Origin of the sequence: Clostridium sp. FP1 (assembly GCF_011065975.2) — a bacterium.
In the GTDB taxonomy this organism is placed as follows: domain Bacteria; phylum Bacillota; class Clostridia; order Clostridiales; family Clostridiaceae; genus Clostridium_AD; species Clostridium_AD tagluense.
The window spans coordinates 3,727,029-3,746,853 of record NZ_JAAMNJ020000001.1; the positions used below are offsets into that span (position 1 = coordinate 3,727,029).

At 30.7% G+C, this 19,825-nt stretch carries 18 protein-coding genes; 6 read left to right on the forward strand and 12 right to left on the reverse strand.

Annotated features, from left to right (window positions below; all coding sequences use genetic code 11):
• The first annotated feature begins 10 nt into the window (after window positions 1–10).
• Together G9F70_RS18195 and G9F70_RS18200 are read left to right on the forward strand one after the other, a co-directional pair.
• Window positions 11–1,255: a lactate/malate family dehydrogenase gene (locus tag G9F70_RS18195; RefSeq protein ID WP_164944528.1), complete on the forward strand. Its 1,245-nt coding sequence runs from the start codon at window positions 11–13 to the stop codon at window positions 1,253–1,255.
• 33 nt (window positions 1,256–1,288) lie between these two features.
• Window positions 1,289–2,341 (forward strand): flavodoxin family protein, encoded by a 1,053-nt coding sequence (locus tag G9F70_RS18200; protein ID WP_164944529.1) that lies wholly within the window; start codon window positions 1,289–1,291, stop codon window positions 2,339–2,341.
• A gap of 54 nt (window positions 2,342–2,395) precedes the next feature.
• On the opposite strand, the gene folK is transcribed toward G9F70_RS18200, so the two are convergent.
• The 6 genes from folK to G9F70_RS18230 form a co-directional block, all read right to left on the reverse strand.
• Window positions 2,396–3,214 (reverse strand): 2-amino-4-hydroxy-6-hydroxymethyldihydropteridine diphosphokinase, encoded by an 819-nt coding sequence (gene folK, locus G9F70_RS18205; RefSeq protein ID WP_164944530.1) that lies wholly within the window; start codon window positions 3,212–3,214, stop codon window positions 2,396–2,398.
• 66 nt (window positions 3,215–3,280) lie between these two features.
• The gene (gene folP, locus G9F70_RS18210) at window positions 3,281–4,087 is read right to left on the reverse strand and encodes a dihydropteroate synthase (protein ID WP_164944531.1); all 807 of its coding nucleotides are present in this window, start codon (window positions 4,085–4,087) and stop codon (window positions 3,281–3,283) included.
• Between the two features lie 24 nt (window positions 4,088–4,111).
• The gene (locus G9F70_RS18215) at window positions 4,112–4,618 is read right to left on the reverse strand and encodes an HD domain-containing protein (RefSeq protein ID WP_224617664.1); all 507 of its coding nucleotides are present in this window, start codon (window positions 4,616–4,618) and stop codon (window positions 4,112–4,114) included.
• Between the two features lie 70 nt (window positions 4,619–4,688).
• Window positions 4,689–5,462, reverse strand: coding sequence for an aminotransferase class IV (locus tag G9F70_RS18220; RefSeq protein WP_164944532.1), 774 nt, complete (start codon window positions 5,460–5,462; stop codon window positions 4,689–4,691).
• Between the two features lie 35 nt (window positions 5,463–5,497).
• Window positions 5,498–6,847, reverse strand: coding sequence for an aminodeoxychorismate synthase component I (gene pabB, locus G9F70_RS18225; protein ID WP_187352970.1), 1,350 nt, complete (start codon window positions 6,845–6,847; stop codon window positions 5,498–5,500).
• Between the two features lie 9 nt (window positions 6,848–6,856).
• A complete protein-coding gene (locus G9F70_RS18230) occupies window positions 6,857–7,450 on the reverse strand; it encodes an anthranilate synthase component II (RefSeq protein WP_187352971.1) in 594 nt (197 codons plus the stop codon).
• A gap of 298 nt (window positions 7,451–7,748) precedes the next feature.
• On the opposite strand from G9F70_RS18230, the gene G9F70_RS18235 reads away from it, so the two are divergent.
• Window positions 7,749–8,582, forward strand: a complete 834-nt coding sequence (locus tag G9F70_RS18235; protein ID WP_164944533.1) for a PHP domain-containing protein — start codon at window positions 7,749–7,751, stop codon at window positions 8,580–8,582.
• 226 nt (window positions 8,583–8,808) lie between these two features.
• Here G9F70_RS18235 and G9F70_RS18240 read toward each other — a convergent pair whose 3' ends face one another.
• The 3 genes from G9F70_RS18240 to G9F70_RS18250 form a co-directional block, all read right to left on the reverse strand.
• A complete protein-coding gene (locus G9F70_RS18240; protein ID WP_164944534.1) occupies window positions 8,809–10,215 on the reverse strand; it encodes an aminopeptidase in 1,407 nt (468 codons plus the stop codon).
• 228 nt (window positions 10,216–10,443) lie between these two features.
• A complete protein-coding gene (hprK, locus tag G9F70_RS18245) occupies window positions 10,444–11,364 on the reverse strand; it encodes an HPr(Ser) kinase/phosphatase (protein ID WP_164944535.1) in 921 nt (306 codons plus the stop codon).
• Between the two features lie 53 nt (window positions 11,365–11,417).
• Window positions 11,418–11,585: a DUF896 domain-containing protein gene (locus tag G9F70_RS18250; RefSeq protein WP_164944536.1), complete on the reverse strand. Its 168-nt coding sequence runs from the start codon at window positions 11,583–11,585 to the stop codon at window positions 11,418–11,420.
• Window positions 11,586–11,922: 337 nt separating this feature from the next.
• On the opposite strand from G9F70_RS18250, the gene G9F70_RS18255 reads away from it, so the two are divergent.
• Window positions 11,923–12,120, forward strand: a complete 198-nt coding sequence (locus G9F70_RS18255; RefSeq protein ID WP_125003977.1) for an aspartyl-phosphate phosphatase Spo0E family protein — start codon at window positions 11,923–11,925, stop codon at window positions 12,118–12,120.
• 27 nt (window positions 12,121–12,147) lie between these two features.
• On the opposite strand, the gene G9F70_RS18260 is transcribed toward G9F70_RS18255, so the two are convergent.
• From G9F70_RS18260 to helD, 3 genes are all read right to left on the reverse strand, one after another.
• On the reverse strand, window positions 12,148–12,546 hold the full coding sequence (locus tag G9F70_RS18260; protein ID WP_164944537.1) for a hypothetical protein: 399 nt from the start codon (window positions 12,544–12,546) through the stop codon (window positions 12,148–12,150).
• 366 nt (window positions 12,547–12,912) lie between these two features.
• Window positions 12,913–14,088, reverse strand: coding sequence for an FprA family A-type flavoprotein (locus G9F70_RS18265; RefSeq protein WP_164944538.1), 1,176 nt, complete (start codon window positions 14,086–14,088; stop codon window positions 12,913–12,915).
• 280 nt (window positions 14,089–14,368) lie between these two features.
• Window positions 14,369–16,663 carry an RNA polymerase recycling motor HelD gene (gene helD / locus G9F70_RS18270; RefSeq protein ID WP_164944539.1) on the reverse strand — a complete coding sequence of 765 codons (2,295 nt, stop codon included), beginning with the start codon at window positions 16,661–16,663 and terminating at the stop codon, window positions 14,369–14,371.
• A gap of 243 nt (window positions 16,664–16,906) precedes the next feature.
• Between helD and G9F70_RS18275 the strand changes: the two genes are divergently transcribed.
• Both G9F70_RS18275 and G9F70_RS18280 read left to right on the forward strand, forming a co-directional pair.
• The gene (locus tag G9F70_RS18275) at window positions 16,907–17,737 is read left to right on the forward strand and encodes an SDR family oxidoreductase (RefSeq protein ID WP_164944540.1); all 831 of its coding nucleotides are present in this window, start codon (window positions 16,907–16,909) and stop codon (window positions 17,735–17,737) included.
• 931 nt (window positions 17,738–18,668) lie between these two features.
• Window positions 18,669–19,637: a helix-turn-helix transcriptional regulator gene (locus G9F70_RS18280; RefSeq protein ID WP_164944541.1), complete on the forward strand. Its 969-nt coding sequence runs from the start codon at window positions 18,669–18,671 to the stop codon at window positions 19,635–19,637.
• Window positions 19,638–19,825 lie beyond the last annotated feature (188 nt).

Below are 19,825 nucleotides of genomic sequence, written 5' to 3' on the forward strand. Positions count from 1 at the left end.
GGTGCTTAAAATGTTTTACTATATTTGCCACGAAAAATTATTAATATCTAATGAAGAATATCCAAGTCTTGAGATTATGTCTGAAAGTGAAGCAAAAAAATATAAGGGTATGGTTTTTGCCCTTAGTAAGATTAGCCCAGGACATGGGCGGAGGAGTTTCTCTGTTTCCCATGAGAACTTTCTCTTTTTAAAAGAGGAAAACTTAAATTTACTTGTAAGGCCTGTAGCATCCACTGTGAAAGTGCCACAGTGGGTAAAAGAAGCTATTGTTAATAATCGCGTTACCTCTTTAAATACCATGTATCCTAACTGGCAGCAGGTATTAACATACAGGTCGCCTAATAAATGGAGAATAAATGTAGTAGGACTTGGGGATGTTGGTGGCACTTTACTTACAGGTTTAAAACTCTTAGGCGCTCAAAAAATTCAAAGTCTCGGACTTTACGATAGAGATACAAATCGCAATGAACGCTACAAATATGAACTTAGTCAAATCCTTTCACCAGACATGAATGAAAATTCTATAAATATAGTGTCCTTAAAAGAGGAGGATGTCTTTGACTGTGATATGTTTGTATTTTGTGTATCTGTTGGAGTACCTGAGGTTGGAAAAGAGTCTACAGATGTTAGACTCGCACAGTTTAAAGGTAATTCTAAAGTAATTTCCCACTATGCTACCCTTGCACGTGAAAAAGGATTTATTGGCGTATTTGCGGTAGTATCGGATCCAGTGGATTTGCTTTGCAAAGTAGCATTTGTTGAAAGTAATAAAGATAGTTCTGGGCATATGGACTTTAAGGGCCTTGCTCCAGAACAAATTAGAGGGTATGGCCTGGGAGTTATGAATGCTAGAGCTTGTTATTATGCCATGCAGCAAGATGCTACAAAACATTATATACATGAAGGTAGAGCTTTTGGACCACATGGTGAAGGTCTCCTCATAGCAGATAGTATTGAAAATTATAATGAATCACTTTCAGATTCTTTAACTCTCAGCACTAAGACTGCAAATTTAGAAGTTAGATCTACAGGATTTAAACCCTATATTGCTCCAGCTCTTTCTTCTGGAACTTTGTCAATACTCGCCACTATTAATTCACAGTGGCATTATAGTGCAACATTTATTGGGGGTACTTTTATGGGCTCTAGAAATAGACTTCTACCTTCTGGAACCGAGCTTGAAACCTTGAACCTAAATGAAGCACTCTTATGTAAGTTAAATTCAACCTATAAACTTCTTCGTGACTTTATATAACTTATTTAAGAAGTTTGTAAAAAGGGGGTTTTTATGAAGGATCTATTTGTAATTGTACCAAGCAAAAATGTATCTCCCATGCTTTCAGAAATGATAAGCGAGGTTACTCGTTACACCAATTATACTTTAGTGGAGGATTCTAACAATATTCCTGACCTTCAAAACAAGAAAATATTCTTTGCTTCTGAAAGTACAGATATTAATTGTGATATTGCAATGCTACAATTCTTTTCGAAATTATATGAAAAAGGCAATAAATGCCTTTTGGGTTCTTATGCTGCTGTCCTTGTTCATAGTAGTACGGAACATGGTACCAAACGTACAAGTCAAGATATTATATATCTTGCAAACAACTTAGGTTGCTCCTTCATAGGGCACAGCGTAGTAGAAGCTACTTCAACCCTTCGAAATTTTCTCACTTGGCAAAAGATTTTAAATTTACCATTAGAAGAAATTTGTTTGAACCTGTGCTCTAGGCTTCGAAATCGATTATTAGAATATGACCCAATTACCATAAATAATCCTAAAATATTAGTGCTATACTCAAGTCCACATAAAACTTCTAACACTTTGGATTTATGGCATATGACATCGAATTATCTCTCGCTTTACGATATTAAAGAACTACAAATAGAAAATGGAGAGGTTTTAGACTGTAAAGGTTGCTCTTATAAATTATGTACTCATTACGGCACTCAAAATAAATGCTTTTATGGCGGAGTAATGGTAGATGATGTTCTTCCCTCCATTGAAAAATCTGATGCAATAATATGGCTATGTCCTAACTATAATGATGCAATAGCTTCAAATTTAACAGCTGTAATAAATCGGCTCACAGTGCTGTATAGAAAAATATCCTTTTATGATAAGAATATCTTTGCAGTGGTGGTATCCGGTAGTTCTGGAAGTGATTCTATTAGTAAACAATTAATTGGAGCTTTAAATATAAATAAGGGCTTTAGATTGCCACCATATTTTTCTATAATGGCTATTGCTAATGACCCTGGTGAAATTTTTAAAGTTCCGCAAATTCATGAATCAGCTAAAGATTTTGCTGAGAATATTAAAAAGGAAATAAAAGCCTAATGTGCTTTTATTTCCTTTTTAGGTATCTTTTAAAAATAAACCTTATTCTACTTATTAGTTATTTTTTAAAGATTCCTTGATTTGGATTATAGGTTTATTCAAAATTGGATGAATAACATAAGGTGCTATATCACATAATGGCTCTAAAACAAACATTCTTTCCTGCATTCTTGGGTGTGGCAATATTATTTCTTCTAAAGGACTAATAATATTATCATAAAGCAATACATCCAAGTCTAAAGTTCTAGGACCCCATCTTATAACTCTTTCCCTTTTAAACTCCTTTTCTATAGATAATAGGAATCGTACAAGCGCGAGTGGATTTAAAAGTGTTTTTACCTCAATAGCACAATTTAAGAAATCCTCTTGTTCTAGATATCCTACAGGACTTGTTTCATAAAATTTTGATGTTTTTGTTATTTTAGTATGCGGTGAATTGTTTATACGCTCTAGTGCGCCCTTAACATTTTTTTCTTTGTCTCCCATATTTCCACCTATACCAATATAAGAAATATGCCATTTTCTATCCACCTCTACTGATACATACTTAAGTGGCTTTCCAATAGGTGCCCAAGGTTTTTTAATTTTAACCACTACTCTTTGGACTAAATCATATTTTAAAAGTATAAATTCCGCTAATTTCTCTGTAGCTTTTTCTATTAAATCATAGCTTTCCTTCTTAAACTCTTCCTCCACAAATTGGCAAAGCTCACCATAATGAACTGTTTTAGTTAAGTCATCAGTAGTGCCTGCTTCCCTTAAACTAAGGAAAAGCTCTAGTGAAATTAAAAATCTTTGTCCTAAGTTTTTTTCCTCTTTAAATACACCATGATGGGCGTATACTTCTAAGTCTTTTATATAGATTTTATCCATAGTACTGTAACCCCCTATATTCCTTTGTAACTAAGAGTATTTCTTAAGCTTGCAAATTGTCATCTTTCAACTTCTGCATATAGCATCCGTCATAACGCAAACCCTCTTATTCTCGAGTATATCATGCACTCTTATAAATTCACAACCCTTCATTATTCCTATAGCAGTAGTTGCAAGGGTCCCGCAAAGCCTTTCGCTTGCAGGTAAATCCAGTGCAAATCCTATCATGGATTTTCTTGAAGTTCCAAGCAGTACTGGATATCCTAAGCTATTTAGCTTTTCTAGGTTATTCATAGTTTTTAAATTTTCCTCATAACTTTTTGCGAACCCAATACCTGGATCTAGTATTATATTTTCACTTTTAACTCCTGCCTTTATTGCTATTGCTATGCTCTGTTCTAAATCTTTTAATATATCCACCATTAAATTGTTATATTCTCTATTATCTCTATTGTGCATTAAACAACAAGGCACATTATACTTAGCTGCAACTTTTGCAATGTAATCGTCCTTCTTAAAGCCCCATACATCATTAATCATAGCTGCCCCTGCTTTTATGGCAAGTTCTGCAACCTTACCTTTATATGTATCCACAGAAATAGGAACCTCTATCTCCCTCTTTAAAGCCTCTATAATAGGCACTACTCTTTTAATCTCTTCTTCTTCACTTACAGAATTATGCCCTGGTCTTGTAGATTCACCACCAATATCGATAATATCTACTCCCTCAGAGACCATCTTTTTGGCATGCTTTATGGCTGCCTCAATATTATTAAATCTTCCCCCATCAGAAAAAGAATCAGGGGTAACATTTAAAATTCCCATTATGTACGTCCTTTTACCAATTTCAAAATCTTTGTTTCCTATTTTCATAAACTTCCTCCTAAAAAATAATTTTTAGTATGTTATCTTCAAGTTTTTCTTCTCCACAGGCCATTTGCAATCATAACTAGCCCTACAGTTAGCACAATTTCTTGAAAGCTTGTCACACTTGTATAATATATAGCTTAAACTATTTGATTTTTCAGTATTATTTCTATGATTTCCTATAGCCTCTATAATCTCATCTACTTCTTCAATATCATAACTACACTGCTTCAATATTTCACTCGCAATTTCCACACTAGCAGTATCATGAGGTGTACCATTCTCATACTCTTCTCCACGACCTATATCATGCAAAAGTGCAGTTGCATAAATCATATATTTGGGTATATTTAAGGTATTTTCTAAACTTATTATGTACATAAGTCTTGCCACATCTAAAAAGTGCGGCATATCATGTCTGCAAAATTCTCTTTGCTTTTCTAAATTTTCTATCTTTTTTAAATTATACTGAAAACTATGGTTTTCTATAATAATATTGATTTTATCATTTATTAAATTTTTATCTATTGTTTCCACCCCTTTGGAGTAGTATTTAGGCTAGTTAAAACAAATAACAAATCAATTTGCTAGTCTATTTTCATATGCCTTATTCCTTATAATTTTCCACACATCTATCATAATACTTTTTTATTTGGGAAACAACCAAACTTTCATTAAAAATTTTATCTTCGATTTTATTTATCTTCATTATGCCCATAATACTATTAGTTATAAAAATGCCCTCTGCTTTTATTAATTCGTCATATGTAAACTCACCTTCTTGGATTTTAAATCCCAGTGGCAATGAATTTTGTATAATAAAATCTCGAATAATACCCGGTAGTAAGCCACATTTAATCTTTGGCGTAAATATAATTCCATTTTTCACAAAAAATATATTACTTACAGTTCCCTCACTTATAAATCCTTCTGTATTTAAAAATAGTGCTTCATTATAGCCTTTTTTTATAATCTTATCTCTTTCAATAATATTCTCTACGTAGTTAAAGGATTTCACATAAGTTAAATTAGAATGTGCATTTCGCCGTGTCTCACTCAATCCTAAAGAAAACCCTCGCGCGTAGTCACTATCTATATATGGAATTTCTCTTTTAGTAATTATAGTATTTTTCTCAGATACCATAATCTTAAGCACAGAGTTTTTAGGGCTAAGCTTTTCCACGCCAGCAAAAATTTCAGCTTCTGTAATTTCTTTATTTACCCCTAGTGTGCTAAGTCCACTATTTAACCTTTTTATATGCTCTCTAAGAAATATTGGTTTTTCTTTAACTAATATAGTCTCAAAGACTCCTCTTCCAAAGAAAAAGCCACTATCAAGAGATATCTTGTCTTCGCTTAAGTTACCATTTATAAGTATCATAATACCTCCTTAGGTGTCACCTATGTAGCACTACTCTATAATACTCGCATCAAAGCCTTTGCTTTATCTAAGGTTTCATCATATTCGCATTCTTCATTAGAATCCCAAGTTATTCCGCCACCTACGCCAAAATAAGCCTTATTGTCTTTTATTAAGATTGTTCTAATAATTATATTTAAATCCACGTTTCCATCAAAGCCTAAGTATCCAAGTGCCCCTGTATACACATTTCGACCTACTGGCTCTAATTCCTCAATAATTTCCATTGAACGTATTTTAGGTGTTCCTGTTATAGAACCTCCTGGAAAACAAGCCTTAATGCATTCTAGAGGGCTTATCCCATCTTTTAGTTCACCTACTACTGTAGATACCAAATGAAATACTGTACTATACTCCTCTAATTTAAAAAGTTCAGTTACTTTAACAGAGCTGGGTTTGCATACTTTACTTAAATCGTTTCGCTCTAAATCCACCACCATCAAAAGTTCAGCCTTATCTTTTTCGCTATTTATTAATATATTTTTATTTTTCAAATCTTCTGATTCATCTATTCCTCTTGGCATAGTGCCCTTTATAGGCCTAGTTTCTACCATTCTATTTTTAATTGACAGAAATCTTTCTGGGGAGGAGCATATTATATTAAAATCTTCAAAGTTCATAAAGGCAGCAAAAGGAGCTGGATTTATATGTCTTAAGTCTTTATATATTTTATATGCACTTTTACGAGTGTTACAACTAAATCTTTGAGTTAAATTGGTAATATATATATCCCCACTTTTTATATAAGCTCTTACCTTTGATACAGTATTCATATAATCCTTCTTTTCAAAACCCGAAGTAAATTTATTCACTATGCTTCCTACTTTTTCATATACAATTTTATGTCCCTTTTGTATCAGCTCTGCAATATCTAAAATGCTGTCTTTTGGTGATTTAAGTATGCCTAGTGCAGATATATAAACACTCCTTTCAAGATTATCTAAGACAATAACGTTATCATAAAAATTATAAATGCAATGTGGTATATCTATATCTTGATTTGCTATATTAGGTAGCTCTTCAACTTCCCTAGCAAGGTCGTAGGAAAAATACCCCATCCCGCCAGCTACAAAAGGAAGATGAGTATTGTTTTCTATAGCATATTCTTTTATGATTTTATTTAACTCTTCAAAGGTATCCCCTGCATATACTTCTTCTCCCTTGTAGCATATACCATCTTTACTTTTAAAAGTTAAAAAACAGTTAACCCCTATAAAAGAGTATCTTCCTAAAGTTTCCGCATCTCTAGCACTATCTAATAACATTGTATTTAAATCTTCTTTAAATAGTGAATATATCTCAAATCCATCAAGTTTTGTGTTGAATTTTTCAATTAGTAGATTCATTTTTTCTCCTTAGATTTTTATAACTTTATTTTTAGTTCTGACCTCATTAATAAAATTTTTAAGAATTTCATGTCCATACTCAGTTAGCTCTGCTTCAGGGTGAAATTGTACCCCTTCAATGTGATACTGCTTATGTCTTATTCCCATTATAACTCCATCCTCCGTCTCACTAGTTATCTCTAGCACATCTGGTAGTGATTCTCTCTCTATTATTAAGGAATGATATCTTGTAACCTTCATTGGACTTACAATATTCTTAAACATATATTTTCCACTATGTACAATTTCAAATACTTTTCCATGTACTGGCTGAGACCCTTGAATAATTTTACCACCAAACACCTTACCAATAATCTGATGACCGAGGCATATTCCCAAAATAGGTATACTCCCTTTAAAGGTTTCTACTATTTCCATACAAATTCCTGCATATTCTGGAGATTTTGGACCAGGTGAAATTATTATGGCTTCTGGTTTAATTCTCTCAATATCGGAAAAGGTAATTTTATCGTTTCTATAAATTAATATTTCCTCACCTAATTCTTCAAAGTATCTAACTAGGTTGTATACAAATGAATCATAGTTGTCTATCATCAAAAACATAATGTATCTCCTATTCTCTTATAATTACCTATTATAGCAAATATTTTGCAGAAAATCATTAGGATTAGGATAAGAGTTCACTAAAAGCGATTCATATATTCTTTAAAATTAAATGTATATATTGCTAAAACTGTTTAGAATTTGTGGTATTCCTCCAAATAATAATTATTATTTGTTAGAAACCCCTTTTAATATTCACCATTATTAGTTAAAATGATATTATATAAATAAAATATCATAATTATTTTTTAGTTACTTTAATATTATTTATGATAAACTTTAAATTCGAGGTGATTTTATGTACAATAGAGGTGATTTCCATCTTCATACAAATGCATCTGATGGAAAACTAAGTCCTAAAGAATTAATTTATACAGCTTCTACAAGAGGTTTAGATATTATTGCAATAACGGATCATGACACTACTTTAAATGTTGAAGAAGGAATTAGAGAAGGTGCACGTGAAAATATAAGGGTAGTACCTGCCATAGAGCTCTCTACTATTCACAATAAAGAAAGTATTCATATTTTAGGTTATTTTAAAGATGATAGTTATAAAGATGGTGTTTTTCAAAATTATTTAAAAGAAATGGAAATTTATAGAGTATTAAGAGCTGAAAAAATAGTGGAAAATTTAGATACATTTTTCAAAATAAAATTAGATTACCAGAAAATTTTAGATGATGCCAAAGGTGTAATAGCTAGACCTCATATAGCTAAAGCTATAATGAATGCTGGTTACAAATATGATTGGAAATATATATTTGATAATTTGCTTTCAAACGATAGCCCTGCATACGTGCAAACAAAAAAAATTTCAACAGCTGATGGTATCGCTATGTTAAAGAAAGTTAATGCATTAGTAGTACTTGCACACCCTGTGCTAATTAAAAAGTCTTCTATAGATGAAATGATGTGTTTTGATTTTGATGGTATTGAAGCCGTCTATCCAATGAATACAAAAAAGCAAAAAGCCTTTCTAAAAGCAAAGGCTAGAGAGTACAATAAGTTTATTACCGCTGGTTCAGATTTTCATGGGATCACAACCTCAGATACAAGTCATGGTGTAATTGGTTCAGTTTTCCTAAGTCATAATGAACTAGCTGCCTTTGTGAAAGAATTGGATTCATAAAAGGGATGTTTTCACATCCCTTTTATCATTTAGTGCGTAAAAAAAGTATATATTACGTAAACTGCATTCGACCAAGCTTTAGTAATTCTTAGATAATTTTATGAAATATACGTGAAGAAAAGTACATGTTTGAGCATAGCGAGTTTGTACTTTTTAGTATCCCTCATTAAAATTAGTTTAGAATTACTTAGCGCAGTGAGATGCAGTTGTAGTAATATATACTTTTTTAAATCTCTATTAGGAATGCTTCGTAAGCTCTACAAGCTTCATAAATATCTGCTTTACTTGCAATTTCCCATGGTGCATGCATGTTATGAAGAGCAACTCCTGAATCAATAACCTGCATACCATACTCAGCTAGTATATAAGCTATAGTTCCACCGCCACCTTGATCTACTTTGCCAAGCTCTGATGTTTGCCATGAAATTTTATGTTTAGCCATTATAGTTCTAAGCTCTGCAATAAATTCTGGATTCGCATCGTTGCATCCGCCTTTTCCGCGAGCTCCAGTATACTTGTTTAAAACTATACCTTTACCAAAATATGCAGAATTACGTTTTTCCATAACTGAAGGAAAGTTTGGATCAAAAGCAGCACTTACGTCAGAAGATAACATTTTAGAATTAGCTAATGCTCTTCTTACTTTTAAGTCACTATATTCTCCCATTAAATTAACAACTTCAGCTACTGTGTTTTCAAAGAATCTAGATTGCATTCCTGTTGCACCAATACTGCCTACTTCTTCTTTGTCCACAAGTAAAACAATACAAGTTTTATCTGTTTCTTTGATGTTCATCAAAGCTTCATAAGATGTATAAGCACAAACTCTGTCATCATGTCCATACGCCATAACCATACTACTATCTAGTCCATAGTTTCTAGCACGCCCTGCAGGTACTACTTCTAATTCAGAAGATACAAAATCTTCTTCATCTATATCATATTTATCATTTAAAAGTCTTAATACATTTAACTTAACTCTATTTTTAGCTTCCTTATCTCCTACTGGTATACTTCCCATAAACACATTTAAATCTTCGCCTTCGATACCCTTTGCCATAGTTTTTTGCATTTGGTCTGCAGACAAGTGAATTAGAAGATCTGATATTCCCACTACTGGTTCTTTTTCATCTTCTCCTATTACTATATTTACTACAGTACCATCTTTCTTAACCACAACACCATGAATAGCTAAAGGGATAGTCACCCATTGATATTTCTTAACCCCACCATAATAATGTGTTTTAACTAATGCTAAATCAGAATCTTCATATAATGGATTTTGTTTTAAATCAAGTCTTGGCGAGTCAACATGAGCCCCTAAAATTTTAAAACCATTTTCAATAGGCTCAGAACCAATTAAAAATAATGCTAAAGTTTTTCCCATGCAGTTTGCATAAACTTTATCACCGGCTTTTAATGCAGTGCCATCTTTTATATAAGTATCAATGTTTTTGTAACCATTTGTTTCAGCTAAAGTAATAAATTCAGTTACGCACTCTCTTTCAGTTTTGCATTTTGACATAAAATCTATATAATTATCAGATAATGCGAATACTTTTTCCAAATCACTTTTAGTGTATTTGTCCCAAGCTAATTCATATTTTTTTTCTAAATCTTTAACATCAGACATGTTTACTTACCCCCTCGTATAAATACTCTTTGTATTTACTATTCTACTAAATATTTTATTGAATTACAAATACCAAAACTGTCTAAAAAAATCCGTTTTGGGTTTAGTTGGTTCTAAATCAAATAAAACTTTCAAATTTTACAAATAAACAGTATATTTATGGTATTCACTGTATATTTTTGAAGTTTTATTATCTGAAAATTGCATATTATTAGAATAAATTATTTTTTAATTATTTCGAGCTGCAGTTACTTCCTCTATTCTCATATTTATGGTTTCAACAGGTGTTATCTTAGAATTCAAACTATATCTATAATTAGCTGCAGCAGCTTCTATAATCACCGCTATATTTCTACCCGGCCTAATTGGCAAGGTTATTTTTCTTAAAGGCACATTTAAAATGTCCATAAATTCATTATCTATACCAAGTCTATCATATTCTTCATTCTCATTCCACAGAGTAAGTGAAATATATATACTAATAGTCTTAGTGTTTAGAACAGAACTCATACCATAAATCGCCGGAATATCTATTATTCCCATACCTCTCACTTCCAGCATACCTGAGGTTATATATGGACAACTTCCTAGGAGCACACCATCAATTTCTTTAATGTCTACCGCATCATCTGCAATAAGTCTATGTCCCCTTTTGATTAATTCTAATGCACATTCACTCTTACCTATACCACTTTCACCACTGAGTAATATTCCTATGCCATAAACATCTACTAGAACTCCATGAAGTCTAGTTTCTGGGGCTAGCTTAGTATCTAAGAAATTTGTAAGCTTACTAATAAATCTTGTGGAAATTAATTTGGTCCTTAAAATCCATGTACCATTTTCCTGCGCTGCCTTAAGAATTTCTTTATGAGGTTCCAAATCCCTAGTAAAAATAACACAAAACGGATCTAACTTGAAATATTTATTAATTCGTTTCTTCCTAAGTTCTACTTCCATGCAGTCTAAAAATCCCCACTCTGCCATGCCTATTAATTGAACCCTCTTATTATCAAAATACTGATAAAAGCCTGCAATTTGAAGCCCTGGTCTATTAATATCACTAACATTAATTAATTTACCCTTCTCTCCTTTCACTAAAACCTCTAACTTAAAATTCACTATTAATTCCTCTATAGTAACATCCATTAAAATCCCCCCATTTCTACTCATTAGTAAATTTATTGTTTTTAATCCTTATATTATACTTTTTTTATTGTATCTAATTGCGCTCTAAAATTTCTTTTAACATTATCAATATACTTTTGTCTTAATTCTTGCTGTTCTGCTTTCTCCTCACTAGTAAGTCCCTCTTCTTTGCTTTTCTTGTAAAGGTAATTTATTCTATTGGTTAACTCATCTATACCCATAATATCACTCCTATACTATTTTTAACTTTTTTATTATATCAAAATCTTTTATTAGTAACTATTGAAAATAAACGTGTTCTATTTCTTATAATTGTAGCACAAGAAATTTAAGACCTTTTTCGCCATTTACATATTATGTAAGATAGCTTTCTCAAACATTTGCATGGGTTTATTTGGTATATTTTACCATATAGTGTTTGATTATTTCCCCAATTTATAGTCTATTTTGTAATTTTGTATATTTTATTGACTAAGAAAAAACCTAACATGATTTGGATAATTTGGTATACTATATTTGCTTTACAAAAACAAAATTAACAACAAGGAGTACACGTATATGAATAAGAGGTATAAATTTATGAATATTAAATTACAACTTATAAAAAGAGAATTAGAATCATTAAGACTGATATTGCATTTTCTACTGAATTTTAAAAAACCTACAGATAAAATAGTTGTGTCTTGCAGTCAGCAATTAGATGAAGTTATTGTTAAGTATGAAAAAGTTAAAGCCACTTGCAAAAAAGTGGCTTAACCGTCCACCTATTATTATAAAAGAAATTTAGATATCTAGCTCAAGTAAAATATCATCAATTTCTATATCTGCATCTTCACCATAAAAAACTACAGCGAATTCATTAAATTCATATGCATCTTGTGATATATCACAGCCAATAAACTCGTACTCAATTTCCATTTGCTCCGCACATTCCTCCATAATATCTTCCACATTATCTGCTGCAATATCACTTAAATAAGGTAGAAAATATTCTTCGTACCAGTCCTCTTTATTCTCTTTAAGATTGCCTTCTTCATTTGCATAACAAGTAGCTGCTTCTATTTCTACTTGATCGTAATAATATTTAAATTTTATAGCTATGGTGTCCTTTTTATATTGAATTTCAGCTATATCACTTAAATCATTTGTTTTTAAAAAATTTATTATATATTGTTTATTCATATAAATCCCCTCCATACTATATTGGTAATTTATTCATTGCTATTTTATGCTTATTTAAATAATACTAGAAATAGCTTTTTTTTTCTATAATAAATTGAAATAATATTAATTAATATATTTATGTATCATATTATTTACATATGAAATGCTTTTAATTCTTTATAAAAAAAGGAAAACTCCACTATTAAATCATCTCCTGCGGAGCTGCAATTAACGACTTCAGAAGGAGGTTTAGATTCCTACTTAAGTTTTTTCTTTGTTGCAGCATGTAACTCCCACTTATATAGGTAGGATACTTTCCTTCTGAAATGTCATTAAAGTAAAATTTTCCTTTTTAATTATTTATTTAAGATAACCTGCGATTGACTATTTTAAAATTTCTAAATAGGCTTCTACAAAGTTGTCAGCCATTTCATATTCCTTAGTACTTGGAACGAATTTAAATTTAAGTCCCTCTTCTACCACGTTAAATTTTAAAGATTTTAGCCTTTGTGTAAGCATAGGAATGCCTTCTCCACTCCATCCATATGATCCAAAAGCTGCTGCGGCTTTACCTCTATTGGTTATTGCACACACAAGAGATAAAACATCCCAAGCAGGTTTTACAGCATCTTGATTAATAGTTGGAGAACCTATCATAATACCACTAGCTTTTTCAATTAATTCCACAATATCGCTTAAATTCATGGATGTAATTTCATGAGCCTGAGCTTTTATACCATTTTCATTGATTTTCTTAGCTAAATATTTTCCAACAGTTTCAGTATTACCATAAGCTGAAACATAAAAAATCTGAACATTTTTTTCTTTTATTTCATGAATTTTAGCCCATTCTCTATAAAGGTCTAAATACATTTTAATGTCATCTATATGTATAGGTCCATGACTTGGTGCTATCATATCTAATTCTAAATCTTTGATTTTATCCAGACCCATATTTACAAACTTTTTAAAAGGTCCCATTATAACATCAAAATAATATTTCATTTCATCAAAATAATCACCTGAACAAGAATCCGTTATACAATTAATTGGTGAATAATGACAGCCCATTACATCACAAGTAAACAATATTTTTTCTTCCTTAATATATGTAAAGATTGTATCAGGCCAATGTAAATTTGGTGCTGATATAAATTGCAAGGTATTTTTACCTAAACAAATTTGTTCTATTGCTGGCTTACTATTAAATTCCTTATTAGTAATTTCTTTCAAATAGCTTATAGCAGCTTTTGAAGCAACAACAACAGCCTCTGGATAAACTTCTAAGAACTTAGCTAAAGAACCACTATGATCCAGTTCTGTATGTTGAACAACTATGTAATCAACTTTTCTTTCTCCAATAACACCTTTTATTTTACCTAAAAACTCTTCGAAATAACCATCTTTAACACAATCTATTATAGCAACTTTTTCATCGTCTATTAAATATGAATTATAAGTAGTTCCTTTTTTTGTTTCCATTATAATATCAAACACCCTAAGCTCTGGGTTGTTTACACCAATCCAATAAACATTGTCTTTTAACTTTGTTGTTTTCATTCTAAAATCCTCCTTGTAGTTCTCCAGGCAAGATAACAATCATCAACTGTTATCACACCTATAAACTTATATGATTTTAATCCTCTTATATATAATATATTTTACCACATTTAGCAAACCTGTTCAATAATTATTATTCGTTAGTAGGTTTTTAGTAATTCGCATAACTTTGTTACTTTATAGTTTGTCACTTAAATATCAAAATATTCAACTCAAATTCGCAATGCTGCTTTACAGTCTTTTTTTCTTACTTCGCATCTAGCGATTATTACCCGCTAAGTTATTCTAATAAAATTGAAGGTTTCCCCTTATAAAAGATATACTCCATATGCAGCGCCCTTGTAAGAACTACATATAATATTTTCTTGTCTAACTCATTATCACCGTAACTTTCTTCGTCACAATTATAAACAATACTGCAATCAAATTCTAAGCCTTTAGTCATATAGGAGGGGATAATTATTCTTTCTGACTGAAAATTTTTATCAGTATTTTTTATTAACTCCCAATCATTTTCACTGTACTTTTTAAGTTGAGTTTTTATATATTTGCACTCCTTAAAGGTTTTTCCAATAACTGCAATACTTTTCTTTCCACTTATCTTTACACTTTTTACTATTTCATCTAATTTCTCTACAAACTCTTTTTCAACACTGTAACTTATTAAGTCTGGCTCTTTCCCATGTCTTAGTACAGGACTCGCTGGAGTTATATAATTTTGTTGCTTTTGAAGTACCCTATTTGCAACATTTATTATTTCTATAGTAGATCTATAGCTTTGAGTCAGTGGAATATAATTTGCTTGTCCTTTAAAAACCTCACTAATAAGCTTTTGCCAACTCTCAATGCCCTTATAATAGTAGATTCCTTGCCCAATATCACCTACAATTGTAAAAGAATCATTAACTGCAATGCTTCTAAGCATCAATAATTGAAAATTACTATAATCTTGCGCTTCATCTATTACAATATGAGAAAAATTGAATTTATCTAAACCTTCAATTTTAAGCTTTAAATAAAGTAAAGCTGCTAAATCATCGCTATCTATAACACTACCACTGATGCTTGCAATAGTTTCTGATTTAATAAAGTCATATAACTTTGTACCTATTTTACCTTCTGTAAGTTCAGTGAAGACCTCTTCATCCACAAGTAAATTAAAATATAAATCAATTATGCTCTTTTGGGACCATTGTTTAAAATACTCATCCATGGCTTTTTTAGCATTAGCATTGAAATGCTTTTTTTCCTCATCCCTTTTATCATAAAGTTCAATAATTTTTTTTCTTTTAGAAAGTTCATCCTTAATATCTCTTTTAGCGCTTTGAATGGATCTCTCATAGGTATGATCTATCTTTTCGAAGACTTCTGGAATTATAACCTTTAATTTCAAGTTAAAATATCTCTTAATCTCCTGTTTTCTTTTATTTAACGGGAAGTGTACTAAATCCTTAGAGTATAATCTTTTTATTTCATTTGAACTAAATAATATATATTCCCCCACCATAATATCCTCAATTTGAATATCTTTATTTTCTATATATTTTAAGTATCTGTCCATAATACTTTTATATGTCATACTTCCTTTAAATTTACTGCTAGTAGTTATAAATTTCACTTTTTCCTTATTGCTCTCTTCCATAACTAAGGAAAATTTCATATCCTTAGTGTGAATTTTGCCACTATATTTTAAGATGCTGCAAGCGATATCCTCAAAAGTGCTTTGCTTAACTCCACTTACCCCAAGACTAGGTAATATATCAGAAATATAATCTAAGAATAGCTTATTAGGCGCTATAACTAAAATTTCATGGGTATTTAAGTTTTCACTATATTTATACATGAGGTATGCTAGCCTATGTAGGGCAACTGTAGTTTTTCCGGAACCTGCAGAACCCTGTATTATCATTACTGTATTTTTACTTGCCCTTATAATTTCATTCTGTTCCTTTTGAATTGTAGCAACAACATCTTTAAGCTTGCTTCCTATGCTTTGTTCTAAATTTATCTTTAAAAATTCATCTACTAGTGCATTATCCCCAGTTTCATCACTTGAAGATCTTAAAATTATATCATTAATACCTTCATCGAAAGCATTTTCTAATTTTTCATTTTCAATAAGAAATTTACGTTTTAGAGATAGCACACCGTAAACAAAACCTATAGGTGCCTTATAACTAACCTTACCTTGCTGCCCACTATAATATAATTCTGCAATGGGAGCTCTCCAATCAATTACTTTTTCTTCTCCCTCACTGCTATCATTTAAACCAAATTTACCTATATAATAGCTTTCCTTATCTCTTCGAACCTCACTAAAATCAATCCTTGCAAAATATGGTTTATGAGATGCTTCACTGTACTTTTGTAAATTATTATTTGCAAACTCATATACCTGCTGTGTTAAAGCTAACTCCTCATTATATGTGCCACCAGAACTTTTCTTTAACATAGATACTTTTTTTTCTAATTCTTCATGTTTTTCAGCAGCTAAATTGACTTGCTTATTGAGCCAGTCTACAGTTTCCTCTAGTCTACGCTTTTCTAATTCCATTTCACTCTTATTTATTGTCATTACATCGCCCCCATTCCTATACTTTGATTTACAATTATATAATTTATCGCATTAAATGTCAATTTGTGCTTACATACCCTAAAAAAGTAATTATACAATATGAGGATCTACTCTACTTTATTTCAGATGCCCTATACTATATATCACAAGTAAGTAAAATTTCTTTAAGGAAATTTATGAATTCCTTAATAATAAAAATACCAAATCATATAATTTAGTAGTATGAAATTTAAGGGGGTATTTATGAATATTTTAATAACTGGTGCAAAAGGTAATATTGGAACATATCTTTGCAGCGTCTTGTCAAAATCACATACTATATATGGGTTAGATAAAACTCAGCTTAACATAATAGATAAAATAACCACTGAGAAAACTCTGAATGAATTAAAGCCTGATGCTGTAATTCATACCGCAGCCATAACAAATAAATATATTTGTGAATACAATGAAGATTTAGCCTATGGCGTAAACACTGTAGGAACTTTAAATATTGCTACTTGTTGTAATTCTCTTAATATTCCCATATTATACCTATCAAGCACAGATGTATATGGTGATATTAAATCTTCACCCTACATTGAAAGTGATGAATGTACTCCAATAAATGCATATAGTAAGAGTAAACTCGGAGCAGAAGAATTAATCCAAACTATTTGCAGCAAATATTTTATTATTCGCAGCTCAAATATATTTGGTGGCAATGATTGTTTTGTTACAAAACTTCTAAAAGGTAAACATACCGCAATTTATCTGTTTTCAAATCCCACTCTTTCCATAACTAATATTGAAGATTTGACCGCAGTGATTCAGAGGCTTCTAGTCACTGATAAATATGGAGTATATAACTATACCAATGAAGGTTGTTTATCAAAATCACAGCTAATAAATAGTATAATAGAGTTTGGTAATCTTAATGTTCCATTGATTTTAAACTCAGATAAACTTCTATTTAATCTCATCAAAGAACCTAAGTATACCTGTGTTAATAGTTCTCTTATAAAAAACTCCCTTGATATTGAAATTCCGCCTTGGAATGATAGACTTAAGGACTATATTAATAAGCAAATTTAGAATAGACTAGATCAGTTTACTGACTTGTTATTTATTTGAATGTACCTGGAAATCTTAAATTTTGTATCTTCATTGACATTTAGACACTTTCGGAATAGAATATCAGTATAGGTATACCCACTATGGGTATGGAGGTGTTTTATGTTAACTATAGATGATAAAGCAATTAATGCTATACGAAAATCGAATTCAGTTTTGGTGGTTAAGTCTGTACTAAATTCTTGTGGTTGAGGAGGAACACCTACAAGAAGTCTCTGGATTGAGACTCAGAAAAATTTTTCTCCTTCAGAACAATTTATTTTAATGGAATATGAGGGCGTGAAGGTATACCTTCATAAAAGCCTTATCCTAAATAAAGATATACACGTATATCAGAAGTTAAAAATCCCATTTTTCGGCTCCATATATGGAGTCAAAGGAGTTAGATTATAAATGTTATAATATTCTATAGTTCAAGAGTTTTTCTTGGATTATGCTATAACTAAAAGTATATATGCTAGAAATGCGTTTACGACGCCAAGTAATTCTAAAATTTATTTTAGAATTACTAAGGTTTGTTCAGACGCATTTTACGTAATATATACTTTTGTTAGCATAATCCAAGAAAAATATTTTATTTTACGGAATAATAATGTATAAATTATAAATAATCATACAACATTATTCAAATATACTGTAACTTTATCAAATCTTTGTCTGTATACATACGATAACCTAATTTATTATAATGGGATGGTGTTAACCGCAATTTATATATAGTACCCTATTTCCTCAATACATTTTAAAAATTCTTGAAGTTTACTAATTTTCTACTTGTATCTCAAGAATACTCTTAATACAATATGAAAATTATAATTAATACTGACAGGTTTATGTCAGTATTAATATGTTATTATTTATTTAAAATATATTTTATATGAGGTGATCTAATGTGCACAAAATTGAACGATTAATGGCTATTATTTTAGCATTAAAGAATAAGAAAAAAATGACTGCAAAAGAAATAGCAACTACTTTTGAGGTGGATATTAGAACGATTTATAGAGACATGCAGGCTCTAAGTGAAATGAATATACCAATAGTGTCTTATACAGGTAGTGAAGGTGGATATGAGTTATTAGATAATTATTTTATACAACCAATAATGTTTAATAAAGATGAGGTTTTTGCTTTGCTTCTGGCTAAAAAGGTAATTGATATAGTTCATATTCCAGGATATGCGGCCTTTGCAAACTCTGCATTTTTAAAGATTGAAAATCTAGTATCAGAATGTTTTAAAAAAGATTTTGAAGATGTTCAAAAGAAAATAGTTTTTGATATAAAATCTAATGATATTGATATTGAAAACTCTTATGTTTTTGATATTGTAAAACAAGCTCTTAAATATAATTTTAAACTTAAGGTAACTTATAATGAAAATGCTGGCCTTGATTTAACAGATCAGATAGTACAACCTTATGGAATTGTCTTTGAGGATGGCATATGGTATATTGTTGCATTCTCTGAGGCAAGTGATTCAAAAATACACCTAAATATTGAAAAGATAAAGGATATTGCTTTATTAGATGAAGTATTTGATTCTAGTAAAGATTTTAATATGGGAAATTATTATAGCTCTTGTTGCTTTAAAAGTGCCTATAATAATGAAAATAGTATACTTATAAAATTAAAAATAAATAAAGAACTATATCCTAGCATAAAAGATTATGTATTTTTTAAATATGGTGAAATTAAGGAAAAGAGTGATTGCTATATAATTGATGTAAAAACAACCAAACCAGATTTTTATGTGTCACTTGCTTTTCGATTTTTTAAAAGCATGGAAATTGTAGAGCCTTTATGGATTAGGGAAAAACTTAAAGATGAACTAAAGCAATTAAATAAAACTTATGAGGTTTAACATTTATGATTAGCATAAAACAAATATAAAGGTTCATTTATATTAAATCATCTCCTGGGTCGCTGTAATTAACGACTTCAGAAGGAGATTTACCCCCTTGTAGCGCTCTGGAGTAGATAGCAATTCTCAATTGTTATCCCCCCACTGAAGTTTTCTTTTTGTTGTAGTATGTGACCCCTACTTATAGA

Coding starts and splice junctions, on each gene's coding strand:
- G9F70_RS18195 (WP_164944528.1), top strand. CDS start 11: ATGTTTTACTATATTTGCCACGAAAAATTATTAATATCTAATGAAGAA.
- G9F70_RS18200 (WP_164944529.1), top strand. CDS start 1,289: ATGAAGGATCTATTTGTAATTGTACCAAGCAAAAATGTATCTCCCATG.
- folK (WP_164944530.1), bottom strand. CDS start 3,214: ATGGATAAAATCTATATAAAAGACTTAGAAGTATACGCCCATCATGGT.
- folP (WP_164944531.1), bottom strand. CDS start 4,087: ATGAAAATAGGAAACAAAGATTTTGAAATTGGTAAAAGGACGTACATA.
- G9F70_RS18220 (WP_164944532.1), bottom strand. CDS start 5,462: ATGATACTTATAAATGGTAACTTAAGCGAAGACAAGATATCTCTTGAT.
- pabB (WP_187352970.1), bottom strand. CDS start 6,847: ATGAATCTACTAATTGAAAAATTCAACACAAAACTTGATGGATTTGAG.
- G9F70_RS18230 (WP_187352971.1), bottom strand. CDS start 7,450: ATGTTTTTGATGATAGACAACTATGATTCATTTGTATACAACCTAGTT.
- G9F70_RS18235 (WP_164944533.1), top strand. CDS start 7,749: ATGTACAATAGAGGTGATTTCCATCTTCATACAAATGCATCTGATGGA.
- G9F70_RS18240 (WP_164944534.1), bottom strand. CDS start 10,215: ATGTCTGATGTTAAAGATTTAGAAAAAAAATATGAATTAGCTTGGGAC.
- hprK (WP_164944535.1), bottom strand. CDS start 11,364: ATGGATGTTACTATAGAGGAATTAATAGTGAATTTTAAGTTAGAGGTT.
- G9F70_RS18250 (WP_164944536.1), bottom strand. CDS start 11,585: ATGGGTATAGATGAGTTAACCAATAGAATAAATTACCTTTACAAGAAA.
- G9F70_RS18255 (WP_125003977.1), top strand. CDS start 11,923: ATGAATAAGAGGTATAAATTTATGAATATTAAATTACAACTTATAAAA.
- G9F70_RS18260 (WP_164944537.1), bottom strand. CDS start 12,546: ATGAATAAACAATATATAATAAATTTTTTAAAAACAAATGATTTAAGT.
- G9F70_RS18265 (WP_164944538.1), bottom strand. CDS start 14,088: ATGAAAACAACAAAGTTAAAAGACAATGTTTATTGGATTGGTGTAAAC.
- helD (WP_164944539.1), bottom strand. CDS start 16,663: ATGACAATAAATAAGAGTGAAATGGAATTAGAAAAGCGTAGACTAGAG.
- G9F70_RS18275 (WP_164944540.1), top strand. CDS start 16,907: ATGAATATTTTAATAACTGGTGCAAAAGGTAATATTGGAACATATCTT.